At 64.7% G+C, this 19869-nt stretch carries 21 protein-coding genes; 13 read left to right on the forward strand and 8 right to left on the reverse strand.

Annotated features, from left to right (window positions below; translation table 11 throughout):
* Positions 1–4 precede the first annotated feature (4 nt).
* From AB5K84_RS08905 to AB5K84_RS08915, 3 genes are all read left to right on the forward strand, one after another.
* Positions 5–472, forward strand: coding sequence for a MarR family transcriptional regulator (locus AB5K84_RS08905; RefSeq protein ID WP_011090101.1), 468 nt, complete (start codon positions 5–7; stop codon positions 470–472).
* Positions 473–614: 142 nt separating this feature from the next.
* Positions 615–968 (forward strand): nuclear transport factor 2 family protein, encoded by a 354-nt coding sequence (locus AB5K84_RS08910; RefSeq protein WP_038965424.1) that lies wholly within the window; start codon positions 615–617, stop codon positions 966–968.
* Positions 969–970: 2 nt separating this feature from the next.
* A complete protein-coding gene (locus tag AB5K84_RS08915; RefSeq protein WP_011090099.1) occupies positions 971–1414 on the forward strand; it encodes a hypothetical protein in 444 nt (147 codons plus the stop codon).
* Positions 1415–1416: 2 nt separating this feature from the next.
* On the opposite strand, the gene AB5K84_RS08920 is transcribed toward AB5K84_RS08915, so the two are convergent.
* A complete protein-coding gene (locus tag AB5K84_RS08920) occupies positions 1417–3648 on the reverse strand; it encodes an ATP-binding protein (RefSeq protein ID WP_011090098.1) in 2232 nt (743 codons plus the stop codon).
* Between the two features lie 295 nt (positions 3649–3943).
* Between AB5K84_RS08920 and AB5K84_RS08925 the strand changes: the two genes are divergently transcribed.
* Entirely contained in the window at positions 3944–4717 is a 774-nt protein-coding gene (locus AB5K84_RS08925; RefSeq protein ID WP_028172853.1) for a DUF2189 domain-containing protein, read from the forward strand.
* Positions 4718–5097: 380 nt separating this feature from the next.
* Positions 5098–5277, forward strand: a complete 180-nt coding sequence (locus AB5K84_RS08930) for a hypothetical protein (RefSeq protein WP_028172854.1) — start codon at positions 5098–5100, stop codon at positions 5275–5277.
* An 18-nt stretch (positions 5278–5295) separates the two neighbouring features.
* On the opposite strand, the gene AB5K84_RS08935 is transcribed toward AB5K84_RS08930, so the two are convergent.
* Genes AB5K84_RS08935 through AB5K84_RS08945 form a run of 3 tightly spaced genes read right to left on the reverse strand, consistent with a single transcriptional unit; the run spans position 5296 to position 6582 of the window.
* On the reverse strand, positions 5296–5808 hold the full coding sequence (locus tag AB5K84_RS08935) for an SRPBCC family protein (RefSeq protein WP_011090096.1): 513 nt from the start codon (positions 5806–5808) through the stop codon (positions 5296–5298).
* A complete protein-coding gene (locus AB5K84_RS08940) occupies positions 5805–6275 on the reverse strand; it encodes an SRPBCC family protein (protein WP_011090095.1) in 471 nt (156 codons plus the stop codon). Before AB5K84_RS08940 ends, AB5K84_RS08935 begins: the two co-directional genes overlap by 4 nt.
* Positions 6268–6582: an ArsR/SmtB family transcription factor gene (locus AB5K84_RS08945; RefSeq protein WP_011090094.1), complete on the reverse strand. Its 315-nt coding sequence runs from the start codon at positions 6580–6582 to the stop codon at positions 6268–6270. Before AB5K84_RS08945 ends, AB5K84_RS08940 begins: the two co-directional genes overlap by 8 nt.
* Before the next feature lie 208 nt (positions 6583–6790).
* On the opposite strand from AB5K84_RS08945, the gene AB5K84_RS08950 reads away from it, so the two are divergent.
* The 4 genes from AB5K84_RS08950 (at position 6791) to AB5K84_RS08965 (ending at position 10683) form a co-directional block, all read left to right on the forward strand.
* Positions 6791–8236, forward strand: coding sequence for an LVIVD repeat-containing protein (locus tag AB5K84_RS08950; protein WP_063921548.1), 1446 nt, complete (start codon positions 6791–6793; stop codon positions 8234–8236).
* Positions 8237–8262: 26 nt separating this feature from the next.
* Positions 8263–8772, forward strand: coding sequence for a hypothetical protein (locus AB5K84_RS08955; protein ID WP_231166630.1), 510 nt, complete (start codon positions 8263–8265; stop codon positions 8770–8772).
* Between the two features lie 227 nt (positions 8773–8999).
* A complete protein-coding gene (locus AB5K84_RS08960; protein WP_011090091.1) occupies positions 9000–9617 on the forward strand; it encodes a LysE family translocator in 618 nt (205 codons plus the stop codon).
* 82 nt (positions 9618–9699) lie between these two features.
* Positions 9700–10683, forward strand: a complete 984-nt coding sequence (locus AB5K84_RS08965) for a DUF3592 domain-containing protein (protein WP_011090090.1) — start codon at positions 9700–9702, stop codon at positions 10681–10683.
* Between the two features lie 21 nt (positions 10684–10704).
* On the opposite strand, the gene AB5K84_RS08970 is transcribed toward AB5K84_RS08965, so the two are convergent.
* Entirely contained in the window at positions 10705–11508 is an 804-nt protein-coding gene (locus tag AB5K84_RS08970) for an N-formylglutamate amidohydrolase (protein WP_011090089.1), read from the reverse strand.
* A 90-nt stretch (positions 11509–11598) separates the two neighbouring features.
* Between AB5K84_RS08970 and AB5K84_RS08975 the strand changes: the two genes are divergently transcribed.
* Positions 11599–12498 carry a transglutaminase family protein gene (locus tag AB5K84_RS08975; protein WP_038965426.1) on the forward strand — a complete coding sequence of 300 codons (900 nt, stop codon included), beginning with the start codon at positions 11599–11601 and terminating at the stop codon, positions 12496–12498.
* A 241-nt stretch (positions 12499–12739) separates the two neighbouring features.
* Positions 12740–13138 carry a gamma-glutamylcyclotransferase family protein gene (locus AB5K84_RS08980; protein WP_011090087.1) on the forward strand — a complete coding sequence of 133 codons (399 nt, stop codon included), beginning with the start codon at positions 12740–12742 and terminating at the stop codon, positions 13136–13138.
* A gap of 83 nt (positions 13139–13221) precedes the next feature.
* On the opposite strand, the gene AB5K84_RS08985 is transcribed toward AB5K84_RS08980, so the two are convergent.
* Positions 13222–13785, reverse strand: a complete 564-nt coding sequence (locus tag AB5K84_RS08985; protein ID WP_011090086.1) for a chlorite dismutase family protein — start codon at positions 13783–13785, stop codon at positions 13222–13224.
* 283 nt (positions 13786–14068) lie between these two features.
* Here AB5K84_RS08985 and dnaG point away from each other — a divergent pair, with 283 nt between their 5' ends.
* Together dnaG and rpoD are read left to right on the forward strand one after the other, a co-directional pair.
* Complete coding sequence (dnaG, locus tag AB5K84_RS08990; RefSeq protein ID WP_011090085.1) at positions 14069–16069, forward strand: DNA primase; 2001 nt, start codon at positions 14069–14071, stop codon at positions 16067–16069.
* 374 nt (positions 16070–16443) lie between these two features.
* Entirely contained in the window at positions 16444–18603 is a 2160-nt protein-coding gene (gene rpoD / locus AB5K84_RS08995; RefSeq protein WP_011090084.1) for an RNA polymerase sigma factor RpoD, read from the forward strand.
* A 108-nt stretch (positions 18604–18711) separates the two neighbouring features.
* Here rpoD and AB5K84_RS09000 read toward each other — a convergent pair whose 3' ends face one another.
* Together AB5K84_RS09000 and AB5K84_RS09005 are read right to left on the reverse strand one after the other, a co-directional pair.
* On the reverse strand, positions 18712–18948 hold the full coding sequence (locus AB5K84_RS09000; RefSeq protein WP_011090083.1) for a hypothetical protein: 237 nt from the start codon (positions 18946–18948) through the stop codon (positions 18712–18714).
* 517 nt (positions 18949–19465) lie between these two features.
* Positions 19466–19813, reverse strand: coding sequence for a hypothetical protein (locus AB5K84_RS09005; protein WP_028172863.1), 348 nt, complete (start codon positions 19811–19813; stop codon positions 19466–19468).
* Between the last annotated feature and the right edge of the window lie 56 nt (positions 19814–19869).

A 19869-nucleotide genomic window follows, 5' to 3' on the forward strand; every position in this document is an offset into this window, starting at 1 on the left:
TACAATGCCAAAGACGTCTCAAGCCGCGGGGCTTCACCGCGCCTCACTTGCGAAGCTGCACGATCTCGATGCTGCGCTGGAGCTCATGTATTACGGCTGGCGCGGGATGACGCTGGAGGCCGACGAGTATCTTGCAAAGCAGGGCCTGTCGCGCCCGCACCATCGTATCCTCTACGTGGTGGCCCGCCGGCCCGACATCGCGATCGGCGCGCTGATCGAGATCCTCGGCATTTCCAAGCAGGCGTTGAACCGGCCGCTCAACCTGCTGCTGGAGCGCAAGCTCCTGACGTCGAAGCGCTCGCCCGAGCAGCATCGCTCCAAGCTGCTGCGCCTGACGGACGCCGGGAAACGTATCGAGCAAAGGGCATCGGACCACGAGCGCAAGGCCCTGCGCGCGGCGTTCGATCGCGTCGGGGCGTCCGGCGCGGCGTCATGGATGGCCGTCATGGGGGCGATCGCCGACAACCACTGACGAATTCTCAAGTCAACATAGTTGACATGAGGCGTGGACTTTGCCACTTTCCCGGCAACGAGCCAGGGGAGGGCCGCGTCATGAGCGGACGGAAGCCGGGAGCGCTCAAGAGATGAGCGCTCAAGACACGAGTGCACAGATAATGAATCGCGCAGCCGCCGAACGCTTCGTCGCGGCATGGTGCGCGAACTGGTGCAAGGTCGATATCGACGCGGTCGTCGCGCACTTTGCCGACAATGCGCAGATGCGCAGCCCGCTGGCGCTGACACTGACCGGCTCTCCTGTCGTCGCTGGCGCCGAAAATATCCGCGCCTACTGGCGGAAGGCCGATGGCCACATCGAAAGCACCGACCTGAAGATCCTGACCTGGAGCTGGGATGACACGATCTCGCGGCTGACGGTGTGGTGGCAGCTCGGCGACACGCGCGCCAGCGAGTTCATGGATTTCGACGCTGCCGGCCGCGTGGTGCGCAGCGAAGCCTTTTACGGAAAATAGACATGCGCCTTTCGGATTTCGTTCTGCTTCTCAACGCGCTCTGGTTCGGCGGCGCATTCATCCAGTTCAGCATTGCACAGCGCAACACGTTGAAGATCTTGCTGCCGCGGGAAGAGCGGAGCAATCCAATCGCGCCGACCCTCGCGGCCAGCGTGGCGTTCCTGGGCGGGATGAATTTGCCGATCGGGCTTTTGTCGTTCTTTCTTCTGGTCGCGCGCCCGCCGTTCTTCCAGCCCGTCGAGGCGCAGCTTGTGCTGTTCCTGTTCTTCGCCGCCTGCCACTTCAGCCAGTTCGCCTATAACCTGCCGGTCCTGATGCGCGGCGGACGCGTCGGGGTTGCCTACTGGCCCGTGTTGAAGGGGCCGATGCTCAGGATCTTCGTGATCGACGCGGCCCTGTTCGCGGCCAATCTTGGCGTGGCGCTTCTGCTCACGTGGTCGTCCTGACGTCATCGCGGCGGCGCCGACAGGGCGGACCGCAGCATCGTGGCGAGGTCGTGCCGCCGGAACGGTTTTGTCAGAATACGGGCGTCGCCGAGCCCGTCGGGCGTCTTGACGGGATTTTGGGTGTAGCCGGAGGTGAAGAGCACCTTGAGCTCGGGCCGCAAGCCGGTGGCCTGCCTGGCAAGCTCCGGCCCGAACATGCCGCCGGGCATCACGACGTCGGTGAACAGCAGGTGGATGTCCCCCGGCCGGCGCAACAGGTCGAGCGCCGCGGGGCCGTTCGGCGCCGCGATGACGCGGTAGCCGAGCGTCTTCAGCTCGTTCACGACATAGGCCCGAACCATGTCGTCGTCCTCGACCACGAGAATGGTCTCGCTTCCGTCGGGTGCGACGGTCCGATCCTGGGGGGATGGGTCCTCGGTCGGCGGCATTGCGAGGCGGGGAAAGAACAGCCTGACGACGCTGCCGTGTCCCGGTTCGGACTGCATCTGCACCAGGCCGCCGGATTGTCGCACGAACCCGTAGACCATGCTGAGGCCAAGCCCGGTCCCCTTGCCGACCTCCTTGGTGGTGAAGAACGGCTCGAACGCGCGGCTCGCCACCTCGGCGGTCATGCCGCTGCCCGTGTCCGTCACCGCGACCATGACGTAGTCGCCGGGCCGCGGCTCGCCGTTGACGTCGACGTCAGTTTCTTCGAGCGAAACGTTGCGCACCTCGACCGTCAGCTTGCCGCCGTCAGGCAAGGCGTCGCGCGCGTTGAGCACGAGGTTGAGCAGCGCAGTTGTCAGCTGGCCGGGATCGACGCTGGTCAACCACACATTCGCCTCGAGCGCGAAAGCGCACTCGATGTGCCCGCCCAGGGTCCGACGCAGCAACGGCTCCATGTCGCGAATCCTGCCGGCGATGTCGATCTCCCTCGGCCTCAAGGGCTGCTTGCGTGCGAAGGCGAGCAGGCTCCGCGTCAGGTCTGAGCCGCGCTCCGCGGCGGTCGCGATATCGCCGGCGATCCGGTGCAATTCCTTGTTTCCCGCCAGGCTGTCGGCAAGATGCTCCGCATTGCCGAGAATGACGGTCAGCAGATTGTTGAAATCGTGCGCCACGCCGCCGGTGAGCTGGCCCATGGCCTCCATCTTCTGGGACTGGCTGAGTTTCTGGTTGAGCTCCGCGATGGCGGCGCGTTGCTGCTGGAGCGACTCGGCGGTGTCGTTGAGCAGGCTCATCAGTCCGCCGAGTTCGCCGCGCGGATGGGGCGGCAGAATTCGCGCGCCGAGGTCACCGCGCCCGAGCCTCTTGGCCATCGCGGCGAGCCGCCCGACCTGGCGGCCGACGCTCACCGTCGCGAGGATCCAGACCGCCGCCAGCAGCAGCAGCGAGGCCACCGCCAGGATCGCCATGTCCTCGTAGAGTCGTCGGTTCGCTGCCGCGACCAGCCCGTCCTTGGACCGTCCGACCAGGATGTAGAGACCGGCATCCAGGGTCGACGGCGAGCGGGCGGCGACACTCCAGACATGGGTGCGGCCCTCGCGATCGGTCACTTCCTGAAACGCCTTCCGGTCGGGCGTTGCCGCGAAGCGGAACAGTTCGGATCCCGCGATCGACCCGCCGACAGGCTCGGTCCAGCCTCCGCCGGAGGGAGCGACCAGAACCGTGCCCTTGGCATCGACGAGCAGGATATCCTTCTCGGCGAGCAGCCGCTTGTGGTGAAACTCCGCGAATTTGCGCAGGTTGAACGAAGCCAGCAGGATCAGCTTCAGCGCGCCGGCTTCCGATCGCACAGGATATGCGATCTGGAGCACTGACAGTCCGGTCAGCCGGCCGAAGACCGGCTCGAGCACGACACCGCGCGAGACTAGGGCCTGCTTGAAATAGGCGCGATCCCTCAGGTCGAGCGTGCGGTTGGTCCGCAGCGAGTCGCAGAACAGGCTGCCGTCGGGATCGATGGTCAATATCCCGGTGAACTGCGGGTATTCCTCGCGCACTTCCGACAGGAACGCCGAGCACGCCGCCTTGTCGCGCGTGTCGAGGTCGCGGGCACGGGCGAGACCATAGTGAAGCTGCGCGGTGCCCTGGATCTTCTCGTCCAGATCGCTTGCAATCTCGTCGGCCGCCGCCGCCAGATTGGTCAGGGCGGCGTTGATGTCGCTGCTTCGATTCTGCATGAAACGCAGCCCGACGAGGCTCGCCGGCACCAGCATGGCCGCGATGACGAGTATCAGTAGCCGGGTACGCAAGCTCATCGGTCGGGTGGTCCGCTCTGGTCATCGCGTGTGCTGGTTCGAAGGTGCAATTTGCGGCACCACCGTCCGTTCCGTCCATAGGCATCGTGCCCAAAAGCCCTCGAGGGGGGAAAGATTCTGAGGTTGCGCGCAGCACGGGTGAGCCCCCGACAGGGGGCGTCGACGCAGCGCCGCCGGGCTCCCAGGATACCGTCATCCGGAACCAAACTGCGCGTGCGCGCGGCGCCCGACGGCGCTAATATCACGGACGATCCGCGTGCGACGAAGATCGCACCGGCAAATGAGGAGGAAGCTGATGTCCATCTCGGGCAAGGTCGATCCGGTGGTGCGTCCCGTTATGGCGACCGACATTGCCGAGGCGCTGGTCGAGGGTCTCCGCGATTTCCAGGCGCTGCCGCTCTACGGGCTTTGCTTCGGCGCACTCTATGCCGCCGGCGGCATCGCCATCATGCTCTGCCTCACCGCTTTCGGCATGGTCTACCTGGTCTATCCCCTGGCCGCCGGTTTCGCGCTGATCGGCCCGTTCGTCGCGATCGGTCTCTACGAGGTCAGCCGCCGCCGCGAGCGCGGCGAGCCCGTCTCCTTCGGCGCGATCTGGTCGGCGATACGCTCGCGCAGCGAGATCGGCTGGATGGCGTTCGTCACGCTGTTCATGTTCGTGATCTGGATGTACCAGGTGAGGCTCCTGATCGCGCTGCTGCTCGGCCTGCACGCCTCGTTCTCGAGCCTTCAGGAGTTCATGACGGTGGTGCTGACGACCAATGAGGGTCTGCTGTTCCTCGCCATCGGCAACGCGGTCGGCGCCGTGTTGTCGCTGATCCTGTTCTCGCTCACCGTGGTGTCGTTTCCGTTGCTGCTCGACCGCGAGGTCGATTTCGTCACGGCCATGGTGACGAGCGTGCGCGCGGTCGTGACCAGCCCGCTGCCGATGATCGGTTGGGCGGCCGTGATCGTGATGCTGCTGATCGTCTCCGCGCTGCCTTACTTCCTCGGGCTGATCGTGACGCTGCCGGTGCTCGGCCATGCGACGTGGCATCTCTATCGGCGTCTGGTGGCGCCGGTGCCGTGAGAGGCAAGCCCGACGCACGACCAAGCAGTCGAAAACGAGGCTTCGGCGGCCTTATTCGATCGAGAACGGCATTTGGCGCGTCAAAAGCGCGGCGCGGGCGAGAAAACGATAGCTAATTGCAGTGATTGCGCGCACGGTGCGCCAATGTCGGAAAGTCCGGTCGTCCTTTCGCACACGCGGCGCCGTGACCATGCGCGCGCGACGTGAAACGGCTCATTCCTCGCACCGGCGGAGCTGGCTCATCACGCCATCGTAACGGCGATGGTTGCGCATATTGCCCGTTCCCGCGGGTGAGTCGGACGCGGCGGGCGCGTGCCGGATATGCCTGAAAGATTCCACCGCGGTTCGATACGAGATCGAACGCCAACCGAAAGCACCTGATGCAAACTCTCTCCCCACGACACGTCAAGACAGACGAAGCACTCCGGCTCGGCGTGGAGTCGGGCTGGTACGCGATCAAGGTCAGTGGGACCTTTGTCTCGGGCCCGCACGATTCGGAAGGGGATTGCCGTCGCAAGATCGACGAGATTCAACCGCCGCCGGCGAAGAAGAAGCGATGAGGGCGCAGATTCCGGCCGCTACGGCGTCTTGATCCCCATCGCCTTCAGGGCATCCAGCATCCGCTGCGGCGGGCCCATCTTCACCACCAGCGGCTTGCCGGTCTCGAGCATGCTCTTGAGGCTGGAGAGGATGGCGGGCCAGCCCTGCCGTCCGCCGGAGAGGATGTCGTCGCTGAGCGGCCGGTCATGGCCTTCGCTCATGGTGAGACGGACCGCGTCGCCGACCTCTTCGATCTCGTAGGTGACGAGGGTCGGGCCGAGCTTCTCGATCAGATCCGGCCAGTTGACGTTGAAGGTGACCGAGAGCTTTCGCGGCGGATCGTAAGCGAGGACCTCGCCGCTGATGTGCAGGGCGCCGTCGGGCGTGCGCACGACGAACGCGCCGCCGAGCCGCGGCTCGACCTCCACGGCGTTGCCGAAGAAATACTGCCGGCTGAACTCGGCCGAGGTCAGCGCCTCCCACACCTTCTCCGGTGTGGAGGCGATGTAGATGGTATAGACGGTGAGCGGCTTGAATTGATCGAGGTTCATTTTGCGTCGAATCCCTTGTTGAGGGCTGCGCGGGGAATGGCGAGCACCTTGCCTCGCTCCAACAGGCTCTTGAGGCCTGACAGGATCGCCGGCCAGCCATTGGAGACGGCGCCGAGATATTTGCCGCCCTCGACGAAGCCGTCATGCAGCACGGTCAAACGCACGAGCGAGCCGAACGGTTCGATGGTGAAGACGACGCGCGAGATCGGCTCGCCGCGGAGCTCTTCGTATTTCTGGTGCTTGAAGCTGTAGGACAGGCGCCGCGGCGGATCGGCCTCGAGGATCTCGCCGGAATCGGTGATTTCGCCGTCCAGCAGAAGCGCGAAGGGCGAGCCGACCTTCCAGTCGGAACGGATCTCGGCGCCGAACCAGTATTGCCTGGTGAACTCGCTCGACGTCAGCGCCTCCCACAGCTTTTCCGGCGAGGTCTCGATATAGCTCACATAGACGAATTGCGGCTTACTCATCGCGCTTCTCCAACTGGCGTTTCAACTCGCCGAGCGCGGCGAGCTTGCCGCGTTCGAACTTTCTGATCCAGCGTTCGCCGATCTGATGGATCGGCACCGGATTGAGGTAATGCAGCTTCTCGCGGCCATGCCTGATGGCCGTGACCAGGTTGGCCTCTTCCAGAATCACCAGATGCTTGGTCACGGCCTGCCGCGTCATCGCGAGGCCTTCGCAGAGTTCGTTCAGCGTCTGGCCGTTCCTGGCGTGAAGCCTGTCGAGCAGCGATCGTCGTGACGCGTCGGCGAGCGCTTTGAAGACCTCATCCATGGCGGTGACAATAGGCAACCAAATGGTTGCATGTCAAGCGGCACGTCATTCCGGGGGACGCATCAGCGTCGAACCCGGAATCTCGAGATTCCGGGTTCGCACTTCGTGCGCCCCGGAATGACTGGCCGCGAAATCGTGTTCTGGGCGCCTGCAGTCGGCTGTGCTAGCCTTTCAGCTCAGCCAACGCAGATTGGTTCCGGGAGGATTCATGTTCCGTTGCGTCTTAACTGCCGCGGGCCTCGTCTTCTTCGCTTGCGGCACACCGGCCTACGCGCAGAAGCAGACGATCGGCGCGCCGCCGGAAGCTTCCAACATGAAGCTGGTCGGGACCAACGACCTCCAGGCGCGCAGCGCCTATCAGCCGACCATCCATCATCAGGGCGAGCGCTGGATCGCCTATATCGGCCATCACGGCGGCACCGACGACGTGCCCGCTCCCGTCAATCCGATGACGGGACAGGCGGAGCCGAACGGAACCTCGATCGTCGACGTCACCGATCCCGCGCATCCCAAATATCTGCGTCACCTGCCGGGGCAGGAAGGCAAATATGAATCCGGCGGCGCGCAGATGGTGCGGGTCTGCGACGGCAAGTCGTTGCCGAAGGGCGATCCGAATGCGGTGTACATGCTGCGCACCTTCGGCAGCGAGGCGCATGAGATCTGGAACGTCGCCGATCCCGCCAGCCCTGTGCTGATCGCGCGCATTGGCGGCTTGAAGGACACGCACAAGAGCTGGTGGGAATGCGACACCGGTATCGCCTTTCTCGTTTCGGGCGCGCCGGACTGGCGCACGCGGCGCATGACGCAGGTCTATGACCTCTCCGATCCCGCGCATCCGCAGAAGATCCGCGACTTCGGCCTGCCCGGTCAGGAGCCCGGCGCCACCGGCGCGGTACCGACCGAACTGCACGGGCCGATCTCGACCGGGCCCCAAGGCAATCGCGTCTTTTTCGGGTACGGCACCAACAAGGGCGGCATCCTTCAGATCGTCGATCGTGACAAGCTCCTGAACGGGCCGAAGGAGCCGACGCCGGACAATCTGCGCTATCCCGAGATTGCGCGGATGCCGATGTCCGCCTTCAACGGCGCGCACACGACGTTCCCGATGCTCGACATGCCCGTTGCGGAATTTTCCGAGGACAAGGACGGCAGGACCCGCGACATCGTGATGATCGTGGACGAGGCGATCCTCAACGAATGCGGCGAGGCGCGGCAGATGGTGTGGTTCGCGGACGTCACCACCGAGACGCGGCCGATGATGATCTCGAGCTATACCGTGCCGGAGGCGAGCGGACAGTTCTGCCAGCGCGGCGGCCGCTTCGGCTCGCACTCCTCGAACGAGAGCATGGCGCCGGTCTACTACAAGAAGCTGGCTTTCATCGCCTTCTTCAATGCCGGCGTGCGCGCGCTCGACATCCGCGACCCCTATCACCCCAAGGAGGTCGGCTATTTCATTCCGTCGATCACGAGCGCGACCGACAAGCGCTGCATCCCGATCGAAGGCGGCGAACGCTGCAAGGTCGCGATCCAGACCAACAATGTGGAGACGGATGATCGCGGCTACATCTACATCGTCGACCGCGCCAACACCGGCCTGCATATCCTCGAACTGACCGGTCCCGCGCGCGCCGTCGCCGGCCCGCCGAAGAGCTGACGATGCGGCGCGGGGCGAGGATGCTGATGGCCTTGATCGCCCTCGGCGCGCTGCCCGGTCTGCGTGTCCATGCGACGGACCGCGCCGGGCATTGGCAGGAGATGAGCTGGCCGTTTCCCCGCGACGGCTGGCCCGCCGGCCGCGCGTTCCGTTGTACGGCGGGCGGCTGCGATGGCGTCGAGCTCTACGTCCGCGCCAAGCGCGGCTTCTGCAATTGCGACACCGGCGTTGCCGATGACGACGAGGTCGATCGTGTCACCGATATCGACCTGATCAGTCCACGCTTCACGCCGGTCGCGCCGGGCGAGGCCGTGAGCGTCGCCGCCATGCAGGGCCGCATCAGGCACTACGATCTCGACATGCCCGACGGCGCGCGCCATGCCGCCGCCGGCCTCGCGCTGTCGCGCCGCTGCGATCTGCTCGTCGCGGTGGCGCAAGGCGCGGGCGAGGCGAATGCCGCGCAGCGCGCCGCGCTCGTGCTTCTGGAAACGGAGGAGATGAAGCAATGGATGGCTGCTGCATTGGATGGGCGGTGAGGGGGCGCGACCCGCGCCACGTTCTCCGCTGTCATCACCCGCGAAAGCGGGTGATCCAGTATTCCGAGGCGCTCGTGGGATACCGAGAAGCCGCGGCGTACTGGATACCCCGCCTCCGCGGGGTATGACACCGGTGGTTGGGCGGGCACACTGCGCTCATCTGTCTTCCGTTCCCGTTCTTCCCGTGCATTAATGCCTTCAACCGCTTTCAGCCGAGTCCCTCCCTGATGTCCATGCAAGCCTATCTCGCCTTTGTCGCCGCCTGCATTGCGCTGGCGCTGCTGCCGGGTCCTATCGTCACCCTCGTCATCGCCAACGGCCTGCGTCACGGCACGCGTGCGGCGTTGACCAATGTCCTTGGCGCGCAGGCCGGGCTCGCCATCGTCATCGGCATCGTTGCGATCGGCCTGACGTCGCTGATGGCGACCATGGGCTACTGGTTCGACTGGGTGCGCTTTGCCGGCGCCGCCTACCTGGTCTGGCTCGGCATCAAGCTGATCTGGGCGCCGGTCGAGGGCGTCAATGTCGACCAGCCGCCTCCGCCGCCGCGCGGCGGGTTCTTCCTGCAAGGTTTCCTGGTGTTGCTATCGAACCCGAAGGTGCTGGTGTTCTTCGGTGCCTTCATCCCGCAGTTCATGGACATGAACCGCGACCACTTCCCGCAAGTCGCACTGCTCGGCGCAACTTTCATGGTCACCGCGGCGATGACGGACGCACTCTACGCGATTGCAGCCGGCCGCGCGCGAAAATTCTTCTCGGCCCGCCGCACGCGGATGATGTCGCGCATCTCCGGCGGCTTCATGATCGGCGGCGGCATCTGGCTGGCGCTGACCAGGGCGAAATAACCTTCCAGAGGCCGGTTTGGTTTGAACCCTTCGCGGCGGCAATGCGTCCAATCGGGCATTGCCGCTGACGAAGGATTTTGCCGTGCCTGCTCTGCCCCCGCTCGTTTACGCGATGCTGCTTGCGCCGCTCGCGCTGATCCTGATTGCCGCCGTCGTGAAGACCTGGCAGGCGCGCGAGGCGCGGAGCTGGCCGCAGGCACCCGGCAAGGTGGTTACATCAGTTGCCGAGGTGCGCGAGGTCAGGGTGTCAGACGACGAGCGCGAAGACGGCTATCGGATGGAGAACCGCAACTTCGCCAACGTGACCTACGAATATTCGGTCGGCGGCCGCAAGCTGCGCTGCAACCGCATTTCGATCGGCGAAGACCTCGGCAATTTCCAGGTCGCCGAGAAGCTCGCGAAATATCCCGCCGGCAGCATCGTCACCGTCTACTACAATTCGCGCCATCCCGATCAGGCCGTGCTGGAGCGCGATCTGCCCAAAGGCCTGTGGGGCTGTCTCGGCATCGGCACGGTGATCGTGCTCGCCATCGTGTTCGGCTCGGCCTTCGGTCTCAACCAGAGTTACCAATATCTCGCCCATCACGTCGCACGGCCCGATCTCGCGGGCCTGGTCGTCGCCTTCGGTGCGTTCGGCCTCGTCATCGCGCTGATGGCGTGGGCCGTGCAGCGGCAGGCCTCGATGGCGACGCGGTGGCCGACCGTGCCGGGCACGATCAAGCTGTCGGGAATCGAGGAATATCACCAGGCGAGCGAGCCGGGCGAGCGCCGCGGCACCGAGATGTTCGGCAAGCGCGTGACCTACACCTACCTCTATCAGAACGTCAGCTACACCAATGAATGCGCGCGCGTCGCGGCAGGAACGCCGTCGGCGTCTGACGAGATGCTGCGAAAGCTGATGTCACGCTATCAGGACGGCGCGACCGTCGAGGTCCGCGTCAACCCCGACAACCCGGCCGAGGCCACGCTCGACGCCCGCGGCGACGGCCGCATCGCCTACGTGCTGTGGGGCATCGCCGCGATCTTTGCCGCGCTCGCGGTGTTCGTGGCAACGCGTGGCGGCTGACCGCAGCGCCGGCCTGGCTGGCTATGCCACCCTCTCCGCGCGCAACTCCAGCTCGATCTCCGCAAAGATCCTTGCCAGCCGCTCGGCCCATTGCTGCTGGCCGGACTGGTCCGCGATCAGATCCTGGCGGATCTCGATGCCGGTGTTGACGAGGCCGCGGGCTTCGCCATGCACGGGGATGGTGTAGTCGGTGAGGTCGTTGACCGCATAGGGCTCGTTGTCGCCGACGACGAGATCGCTCTCGGCGCGTAGATGTTTGATCAGGAGCTGCGGCAGCACCGTGTCGCGGTTGTAGAGCGCGCCGATATGCCAGGGCCGCTCATCACCGGCATAGACCGACGTGAAGCTGTGCAGCGACACCAGCACCGTCGGCCGCTTGTCGTGCAGGCGGCGGCCGATCGTGGCATCGATGCGATGATGATAGGGCTCGAAAATCTCGCGCCGCCTTGCCGCGCGCTCGCCCGCGGAGATGCCCTCATTGCGCGGGATTGCCGTTGCCTCGGACAGCACGGGAATCGAGCTCACGGCGCCCGGCGGGCGGTTGCAGTCGATCACGAGCCGCGAATAGCGCTGCGCAATCAGGTGCGCATCCAGCATTTCTGCCAGCCGCTCGGCGACGCCGGCAATGCCGATGTCCCAGGCGATGTGCCGCGTCAGCTCGTTCTCGGCGACGCCGAGATCGCCGAGCGCGCGCGGCAGCACCCGCCCGTAGTGATCCGCGGTGAGCAGAAAGGGCGATGCCCCCGCCGCATTCACCTCATGCACTGGCGGAATGTCACCCTCGCCGAGCAGTTGATCGGTCGCGTCGGCTGTGTCTAAAGCCATCCTGATTGCCTATGGAAAATGCAGTCACCCCAAGAATCGGGCAGAATCGCTATAGATTGATCCGCCCAAAGTCACCATGATCGCCTCACGATGCCGCTGCTCACGATTCATCACAAGACCGAATATCGCTATAACCGCCCCGTGGCGTTCGGCGAACACCGGATCATGCTCCGTCCGCGCGACGGGCACGATCTGCGCGTGCTCGACTCCAGGCTCGAAATCTCGCCCGAGCCGATGTCGCTGCACTGGATCCACGACGTGTTCGGCAATTCGGTCGCGATCGCCAATTTCGACGAGCGCGCGGACGCGCTGATCTTCGACTGGCATGTCACCGTCGAGCACAATCCGGTGGAGGAGTTCGCGCTGACGCCGGACGATCCGGCCTATTTCTATCCCTTCGTCTACGACGACGAGGAATTCCCCGATCTCGTCCAGTACATCACGCCGCAATACACCGATCCCGACGGCGAGATCGCGGAGTGGGCGCGCGGCTTCCTCGACGAGGACGCGCCGACGCCGACCTTCAAGATCTTGAGCGGCATGACGCACGGCATCCGCAAGCAGTTCAAATACCGCAAGCGCCACGAGTTGGGCACGCAGCATCCGCTCGACACTTTGCAGTCGGGCACAGGAACTTGTCGGGACTATGCGCTGTTCATGATTGAGGCGCTGCGCCAGCTCGGCATCGCCGCGCGATTCGTCTCCGGCTACATCTTCGTGCCGGAGGATATCGAGCAGCGGCACGTCGGCGGCGGTTCGACGCACGCCTGGGTGCAGGTCTATTTGCCGAGCGCGGGCTGGATCGAGTTCGATCCGACCAACGGCATCGTCGGCACCCGCGACCTGATCCGGGTCGCGGTCGCCCGCGATCCGCGCCAGGCGATCCCGCTGCACGGCGTCTATATCGGCTCCGGGGATGCCTTCGAAGCCATGGACGTGAACATCAAGGTGGTTTCGGACGACCAGGAGATGGAGGCAGAGGTCTTGTAGATGGACATCGGAGTCGGCTTCGAGATCGCCTACGCGGCAAGGCGGGCACAACGCCTCTCCAACGTCGTCCTGGCGAAAGCCAGGACCCATACCGCGGAATCTATCGATTGCGAACGGTAGTCGTACCGAACGACGAGTCTTCGCCAAACGGCTCCCTGGGGTAATGGGTCCTGGCTTTCGCCAGGACGACATCGAATGTGCAACGCTGTCGTTCCGCAAAATTCACAGTTATAGACACCCCATGACCTCCGATCGTCTCTTCGTCTATGGCACCCTGACGCGTGGCTTCGACCATCCGATGGCGCGGCTGCTTGCCGGCCACGCGGAATTTCTGGGTAAAGCGACCTGCCGCGGCCGGCTCTTTCTCATCAAGCATTATCCGGGCTTGCTGCTGTCGGATGCGCCGTCCGACCTTGTCCATGGCGAGCTGTTCCACATGCGCGTGCCCGACGAGCTGCTGCGCGAGCTCGACATGTACGAGGCCTGCGGCGAGGGGTTTCCGGAGCCGACCGAATATCTGCGCAAGCTGATCGACGTGACGCTGCCGGACGGCACCGCCGGCAAGGCCTGGACCTATGTCTACAACTGGCCCGTCGCCGATCTGCCCCGCATCGAGTCGGGGCGCTTCCTGGAGCACTAGAGCATGATCCGGAAAAGTGCGTAGCGGTTTTCCGACAAGATCATGCTCAAAAAAAATAACCTAAAGCGCGATCTCTTCGCGCTTTAGGCCGACAGCACTTCCTTGACCACGCGCACGTCCACTTCGCGTTCGACGTAAGTCCATTCCTCGGTGCGCCTGAGCATCGCCACCAGCTCCTCGAACAGCGAGGCGTGCGCGGGGGCGAACTCGAACCAAGTCAGGAAGTCGAAGGGGCCGCCGAGGTCGCGGCAGTGATAGAGCTGCCGCGCGATGGCGGGCAGGAAGCGCAGGCTGCTGGCGATGTGGTGCGATCTGTCCTCGAAAATCCTGCGGCGCTCTTCCTGCGTCAGCTCCCACCAGGCCTGCGACTTGCGGATCGGGATCAGCGCCGCGCTGGTTGCCTCGAGCCGGCCGAGCCCGGCCTGCACGGCCACGAGCTGCTGCTTCTCGGCGCGCTCGGTGTAGCGCAAGCTGCTGGGCACGCCGGCAAGCCGCCAAGCATTGCGCGAGGGCACCAGCGGCAACGAGACCGCCTCGCTGTCGGTGACCGACAGCGCCGGCATGAAGGGCAGGGGCTCGCCCGTCACCGGCGAAATCGAGGTAATGCGCCAGCCCCCGCTGTGGCCGCCTCGAAAGGTCCTGAACATAGGGATATGGAAGCGTGGAACCGGGTTAGGTTCAAGCTTTTCGCGTCATTCCCGGCCACCTGTTCCGTCGCCCTTCGAGGCTCGCCGAAGAGGCGAGCGCCTCCAGCGACAATGGCTTCGCCATTGCGCGGGGGGGGGGACGGGATGGGCGCCTCGGGATGACGGCGCCTGTGCATAGGTCGAATAACCCGGATAAGCCTGACAAACCTGACTTTTGGGCGGGCCGCACCTATATCCCTGATCCTTCGCCCGACTCACACGGTTTCGCGCTAGACACACCCCCATGCGCTTCACGCCCCAATTCCTCGACGAGCTGCGTGCCCGACTTTCGGTTTCCGAAGTCGTAGGCAAGCGCGTCAAGCTGAAGAAGGCCGGACGGGAGTGGAAGGGGCTGTCGCCGTTCCAGCAGGAGAAGACGCCGTCCTTCTACGTCAACGACCAGAAGGGTTTTTACCACGACTTCTCCTCCGGCAAGCACGGCGACATCATCACCTTCGTGATGGAGACCGACGGCCTGCCGTTCGCAGAGGCGGTCGAGCGGCTTGCGAGCATGGCGGGCCTGCCGCTGCCGGCGGTGACGCCCGATGCGGCGCGCCAGGAGCAGCGGCGCCGCTCGCTGCATGACGTCATGGATCTCGCGGCAAAGTATTTCGCCGAAACGCTGGCTTCGCGCGTCGGCGCCAAGGCGCGCGGCTATCTCGCCGATCGCGCCATCTCGCCGGCGACGCAATTGCAGTTCCGCCTCGGCTATGCCTCGCCCGATCGCTTCGCGCTGAAGGAGCATCTCGGCAAGCTCGGCGTCTCCGTCGACGACATGGTCGAGACCGGCCTGCTGATCGGCGGCGACGATATTCCCGTGCCCTATGACCGTTTCCGCGATCGCGTGATGTTTCCGATCACCGATCTGCGCGGCCGCGTCATCGCCTTCGGCGGACGCGCGCTGGAGAAGGACGTTCCGGCCAAATATCTGAACTCGCCGGAGACGCCGCTCTTCCACAAGGGCGACAATCTCTACAACCACCAGACCGCGCGCAAAGCCACGCATGACGGCAGCACGCTGATCGTGGTCGAAGGCTATGTCGACGTCATCGCGATGGTCACCGCGGGCTTTGCAGGCAGCGTGGCGCCGCTCGGCACCGCGCTCACCGAAAACCAGCTCGCGCTGCTCTGGAAGATGGCGGACGAGCCGATCCTCTGCTTCGACGGCGACAGGGCCGGGCAGAAGGCGGCCTATCGTGCTGCGGACCTCGCGTTGCCATTCCTCAGTCCCGGAAAGAGCCTGCGCTTTGCGCTGCTGCCGGAAGGGCAGGACCCCGACGATCTCGTCCGCTCCGGTGGGCGTGGCGCGATGGAAGAGGTGATCGCGGCGGCGCGTCCGCTCGCCGACATGCTCTGGTCGCGCGAGCTCGAAGGCGGCAATTTTGCAACGCCCGAGCGGCGCGCTGCACTGGAGGCGCGCATCAAGGAGCTCGCGGGCGGCATTCGCGACGAGGTGGTGCGGCGCTATTATCGCCAGGACCTTGCCGAGCGGCTTCAGCGTACGTTTGCGCCCGAGAGCGGCCGCGGCGGCTTTGCCGGCCGTGGCAATTTCCGCCCCGGTCAGGGCGGCCGCCCGTTCCAGCCGCGGAGCGGCGGGCAGGCGAATCGATTCGGCGGCCAGGGGTTCCGCGGCGCGCCCGGCCCCACCCCGCTACCCTCCGGCCCTTACCAGGCGGCGAGCCCCCAGCTCGCGACGAGCCCGATCATGAAGGGCCAGCGCAGCGTCATCTCCCGCAGGGAGGCCCTGATCCTGCAATGCCTGATCAACCACCCCTGGCTGCTGCATGAGCACCTCGAGGAGGTGGCCGCCCTGGAATTCGCCCATCCGGAGGCCCACAAGCTCCGCGCCGGCATTATCGCCGCTTTCGCCAACGACCATCACCACTCGCCGGACCCTGGCGAGCTGGCCGAGAAGATGCGGGCCGACATCGAAAAGGGAGGATTTTCTCAGCTTCTTCAAAGGGTTGAGAATGGCATCACGACCGCGGCGGTGTGGGGCGCGCGGGAAGGCGCGGCACGGGACGACGTTCTCTCCACTTGGCATCAGCTGGTTGCCTTGCATCGGCAATGGCATTCACTACTTAGAGAGCTGAAGGACGCCGAGCTGGCCTTGGGGGAGGACCCCAGCGAGGCCAATTTGGCGTGGCTGCGTGACGTCAAGGCTCGGATAGGCGAAGTCGACGGCACCGAGGCCCTGATCGAGGGTTTTGGCGAGCTGTCGGGCCGGTTCCAGAAGAGCGTGTGATGAAAGAATCATGCGGACGGCCGGGGCCGGAACCGCTAAAAGACTCGCCAAATCCATGGTTTGGCGGCAAAAACAGGGTTAATCGAGGCTTAACGGTCTTGTAGCACTTTGGCCCAGAGGCGGCCGCAGGCAGAACAGACGCGTCAGGAATGAATCCGCGCGAGAACTGTTGGCACTACACCTGCATCCGCTGCGACAAAGAGGCTCACGAAGCGTTAGGCAAATCCGGCGAGAGAAAGTTGGGGGTGGCGAGAGATGTGCGCGCCGCCCTTTCCGTGTCGAGAGCTGACGAAGCGAGAGCGTCGAGCAACAGGTTCAAGTGATTTCAGGCAGGCGCGGCGAACGTCTGTGTGAAACGCGTTTAGGAGCAATGGATGGCCACCAAGGCAAAGACGCTGCAGGCGAAGGACAAGGAAAAAGACGACAAGGCAGCGGATGCTCCCGAGAAGGATTCCCAGGACGCGCCCTCGCCGTTGCTCGATCTGTCCGACGCGGCCGTGAAGAAGATGATCAAGCAGGCCAAGAAGCGCGGCTTCGTGACCTTCGATCAGCTCAATGAAGTGTTGCCGTCCGACCAGACCTCGCCCGAGCAGATCGAGGACATCATGTCCATGCTCTCGGACATGGGCATCAACGTCACCGAAGCCGACGATAGCGAAGGCGAGGAAGACAAGGACGAGGGCGGCGAGGACGAGACCGACAACGAGCTCGTCGAGGTCACCCAGAAGGCCGTCACCGAGGTCAAGAAGAGCGAGCCGGGCGAGCGCACCGACGATCCCGTGCGCATGTATCTGCGCGAGATGGGCACCGTCGAGCTGCTCTCCCGCGAAGGCGAAATCGCGATCGCCAAGCGCATCGAGGCCGGCCGCGAGGCGATGATCGCAGGGCTGTGCGAAAGCCCGCTGAGCTTCCAGGCCATCATCATCTGGCGCGACGAGCTCAACGAAGGCAAGATCTTCCTCCGCGACATCATCGATCTCGAAGCGACCTATGCCGGCCCCGAAGCCAAGGGCGGCATGAACACCGCAATGATCGGCGGCCCCACCGGTGAGAACGGCGAAGCCACGGCCGAGGGCGGCGAAGCGGTTGCAGTGACCGGGGCTGCGCCCGCGCATGTCGCCCCGCCCGCCGCGCCGCCGGCGCCGACCCCGTTCCGCGCCGCGCCTGCCGCCGGCAACGGCGCCGAGGCCGAGAAGGATCCAGGCGAGGCCGCCGCCGAAGCCGACATGGACGAGGACGACGAGTTCGAGAACCAGATGTCGCTTGCCGCGATCGAGGCCGAGCTCAAGCCCAAGGTCGTCGAGATCTTCGACAAGATCGCCGAGAGCTACAAGAAGCTGCGCAAGCTTCAGGAGCAGGACATCCAGAACCAGCTCGAGAGCACCTCGCATGGGCCCTCGCTCTCGCCGCACCAGGAGCGCAAGTACCGCAAGCTCAAGGACGAGATCATCGTCGAGGTGAAGTCGCTGCGCCTCAACCAGGCGCGTATCGACAGTCTCGTCGAGCAGCTCTACGACATCAACAAGCGCCTCGTCTCGCATGAGGGCCGCCTGATGCGTCTCGCCGACAGCCACGGCGTCGCGCGCGAGGATTTCCTGCGCAACTACACCGGCTCGGAGCTCGATCCGCGCTGGCTCAACCGCGTCTCGAAGCTGTCGGCCAAGGGCTGGAAGAACTTCGTCCACCACGAGAAGGACCGCATCAAGGACCTCCGCCACGAGGTGCATCAGCTCGCTGCGCTCACCGGCCTGGAGATCGTCGAGTTCCGCAAGATCGTGCACTCCGTGCAGAAGGGCGAGCGCGAAGCCCGCCAGGCCAAGAAGGAGATGGTGGAAGCCAACCTCCGTCTCGTGATCTCGATCGCGAAGAAGTACACCAACCGCGGCCTGCAGTTCCTCGACCTGATCCAGGAAGGCAACATCGGCCTGATGAAGGCCGTCGACAAGTTCGAGTATCGCCGCGGCTACAAGTTCTCGACCTACGCCACGTGGTGGATCCGGCAGGCGATCACCCGCTCGATCGCCGACCAGGCGCGCACCATCCGCATCCCCGTGCACATGATCGAGACGATCAACAAGATCGTGCGCACGAGCCGCCAGATGCTCAACGAGATCGGCCGCGAGCCGACCCCTGAAGAGCTCGCCGAGAAGCTCGGCATGCCCTTGGAGAAGGTCCGCAAGGTCCTCAAGATCGCCAAGGAGCCGTTGTCGCTCGAAACCCCCGTCGGTGACGAGGAGGATTCGCATCTCGGCGATTTCATCGAGGACAAGAACGCGATCTTGCCGATCGACGCCGCGATCCAGTCGAACCTGCGCGAGACCACCACGCGCGTGCTCGCCTCGCTCACTCCGCGCGAAGAGCGCGTGCTGCGCATGCGCTTCGGCATCGGCATGAACACCGACCACACGCTGGAAGAAGTCGGCCAGCAGTTCTCGGTGACCCGCGAGCGTATTCGCCAGATCGAGGCCAAGGCGCTGCGCAAGCTGAAGCATCCGTCGAGGAGCCGGAAGCTGCGGAGCTTCCTGGATAACTAATTCGGATTCTCATGCCCGGGCCTGACCCGGGCATCCAGACGAAAACGGCGGGCCGAAAGCCCGCCGTTTTTCGTTTGTGCTGACGCGTCGCGTGTCGCGCTCGAAGTCCTACTTCTTCTTCACCCCCACCCGCTCGATCTCCTTGATCGCCAGCGGCGGGCGGCCGGATTTTTCGGCGATCTCGCGGTCCTGCTCCATGATGAAGCCGCGGGCGGGCTCGTCGCCCTCGAGGCCCCCGAGCAATTCCGCGGGGACGCGGCGGTTGGAGCGTTGGGAGCCGTCCTCATAGACGACGTTGAAGAAGGCAAACTCGCCTTTGGGATTGGTTCCGGGTTTCTTGGCCATGGCGGCTTGTCGTCGATAAGGGCGTCATAGTCAAATGGCTTTGGGGGTTGTCAGCATGGAGCCGCGGCCTGCGGAGGTCTCCGTGCCATCGATCGGCGAAATCTGATTTCAAGAAATGGATGCGCCCGGCGCTTCGTAAGGTCCGTTGCGGCCCTTCCTCAATAAACGGCGGGCCGAAAAGCCCGCCGTTTATTTTGGGTCTTCAGTGTCGCCCGGGGCTGGCGGGGCGACAACCTAGGATAGAATAATATAACTCGCGCCATGCCGTGGCAAGATAAATCGCCGCAGCGTTGGTGTCGCAGTGAGCGCATCAGATATGCGTCGATCGCGATCTCTGGTTTCGATGCGCGCCGAAACAATTGCTTGGACTATAAAATCACTTTGTTCATCTTGTCCGCTCTCGCGATGCAGCGAGAATTACGCGCTTGTAGCGAGGCGCGTCGGGCTGCACGTGTTCCCGTCTGCGTGCCGACAATGTGATCCGGTGCGGACGAGTTCCATCTTCGCGGTGCACATCTCAATGCGTGCGCCTGCGCTGCGCCAGTTCCTGGACGGCGAGCGGCGATTGGTGTCCGCCGCCGCGCCCGCTATCATCCTCCTTACGTCCCTGCGCCATGATCGCGCTGCCCATCGCGGCGGAACCGAAGGTGATGAGGAACGAAGCGAGCAGCAGAACAAGCGCAACGCCGCCTGCGCGGTCGGCGAGGATCAGCTCGCGCAGATGCCCGGGGTTGAGCCAGAGCAGGCCGCCGACGAGAAGCGCCGCGGCGCAGGCGCCGATCGCGAGGTTGATGGCGAGCAGGCGGAAGAGCGGGATGCGCAGCAGGGCGGGGCGGGTTGGTTTAGGTTGCTGATTGTTGGGCATGGCGGTTCGCCTCATGCTGGCTCAACGCACCACTGACGGCGCCGCGCGAGCATCGA

It is taken from the genome of Bradyrhizobium sp. 1200_D9_N1_1 (genome assembly GCF_052075915.1).
In the GTDB taxonomy this organism is placed as follows: domain Bacteria; phylum Pseudomonadota; class Alphaproteobacteria; order Rhizobiales; family Xanthobacteraceae; genus Bradyrhizobium; species Bradyrhizobium diazoefficiens.

Excerpts from the sequence above, each read along its gene's own strand:
- AB5K84_RS08950 (WP_063921548.1), top strand. The coding sequence starts at position 6,791 with ATGTTCCGTTGCGTCTTAACTGCCGCGGGCCTCGTCTTCTTCGCTTGC.
- AB5K84_RS08910 (WP_038965424.1), top strand. The coding sequence starts at position 615 with ATGAATCGCGCAGCCGCCGAACGCTTCGTCGCGGCATGGTGCGCGAAC.
- AB5K84_RS08985 (WP_011090086.1), bottom strand. The coding sequence starts at position 13,785 with ATGTTCAGGACCTTTCGAGGCGGCCACAGCGGGGGCTGGCGCATTACC.
- AB5K84_RS08905 (WP_011090101.1), top strand. The coding sequence starts at position 5 with ATGCCAAAGACGTCTCAAGCCGCGGGGCTTCACCGCGCCTCACTTGCG.
- AB5K84_RS09005 (WP_028172863.1), bottom strand. The coding sequence starts at position 19,813 with ATGCCCAACAATCAGCAACCTAAACCAACCCGCCCCGCCCTGCTGCGC.
- AB5K84_RS08940 (WP_011090095.1), bottom strand. The coding sequence starts at position 6,275 with ATGAGTAAGCCGCAATTCGTCTATGTGAGCTATATCGAGACCTCGCCG.
- AB5K84_RS08960 (WP_011090091.1), top strand. The coding sequence starts at position 9,000 with ATGTCCATGCAAGCCTATCTCGCCTTTGTCGCCGCCTGCATTGCGCTG.
- AB5K84_RS08930 (WP_028172854.1), top strand. The coding sequence starts at position 5,098 with ATGCAAACTCTCTCCCCACGACACGTCAAGACAGACGAAGCACTCCGG.
- AB5K84_RS08955 (WP_231166630.1), top strand. The coding sequence starts at position 8,263 with ATGGCCTTGATCGCCCTCGGCGCGCTGCCCGGTCTGCGTGTCCATGCG.
- AB5K84_RS08925 (WP_028172853.1), top strand. The coding sequence starts at position 3,944 with ATGTCCATCTCGGGCAAGGTCGATCCGGTGGTGCGTCCCGTTATGGCG.
- AB5K84_RS08975 (WP_038965426.1), top strand. The coding sequence starts at position 11,599 with ATGCCGCTGCTCACGATTCATCACAAGACCGAATATCGCTATAACCGC.
- AB5K84_RS08945 (WP_011090094.1), bottom strand. The coding sequence starts at position 6,582 with ATGGATGAGGTCTTCAAAGCGCTCGCCGACGCGTCACGACGATCGCTG.
- dnaG (WP_011090085.1), top strand. The coding sequence starts at position 14,069 with ATGCGCTTCACGCCCCAATTCCTCGACGAGCTGCGTGCCCGACTTTCG.
- rpoD (WP_011090084.1), top strand. The coding sequence starts at position 16,444 with ATGGCCACCAAGGCAAAGACGCTGCAGGCGAAGGACAAGGAAAAAGAC.
- AB5K84_RS08920 (WP_011090098.1), bottom strand. The coding sequence starts at position 3,648 with ATGAGCTTGCGTACCCGGCTACTGATACTCGTCATCGCGGCCATGCTG.
- AB5K84_RS08915 (WP_011090099.1), top strand. The coding sequence starts at position 971 with ATGCGCCTTTCGGATTTCGTTCTGCTTCTCAACGCGCTCTGGTTCGGC.
- AB5K84_RS08970 (WP_011090089.1), bottom strand. The coding sequence starts at position 11,508 with ATGGCTTTAGACACAGCCGACGCGACCGATCAACTGCTCGGCGAGGGT.
- AB5K84_RS08935 (WP_011090096.1), bottom strand. The coding sequence starts at position 5,808 with ATGAACCTCGATCAATTCAAGCCGCTCACCGTCTATACCATCTACATC.
- AB5K84_RS09000 (WP_011090083.1), bottom strand. The coding sequence starts at position 18,948 with ATGGCCAAGAAACCCGGAACCAATCCCAAAGGCGAGTTTGCCTTCTTC.
- AB5K84_RS08980 (WP_011090087.1), top strand. The coding sequence starts at position 12,740 with ATGACCTCCGATCGTCTCTTCGTCTATGGCACCCTGACGCGTGGCTTC.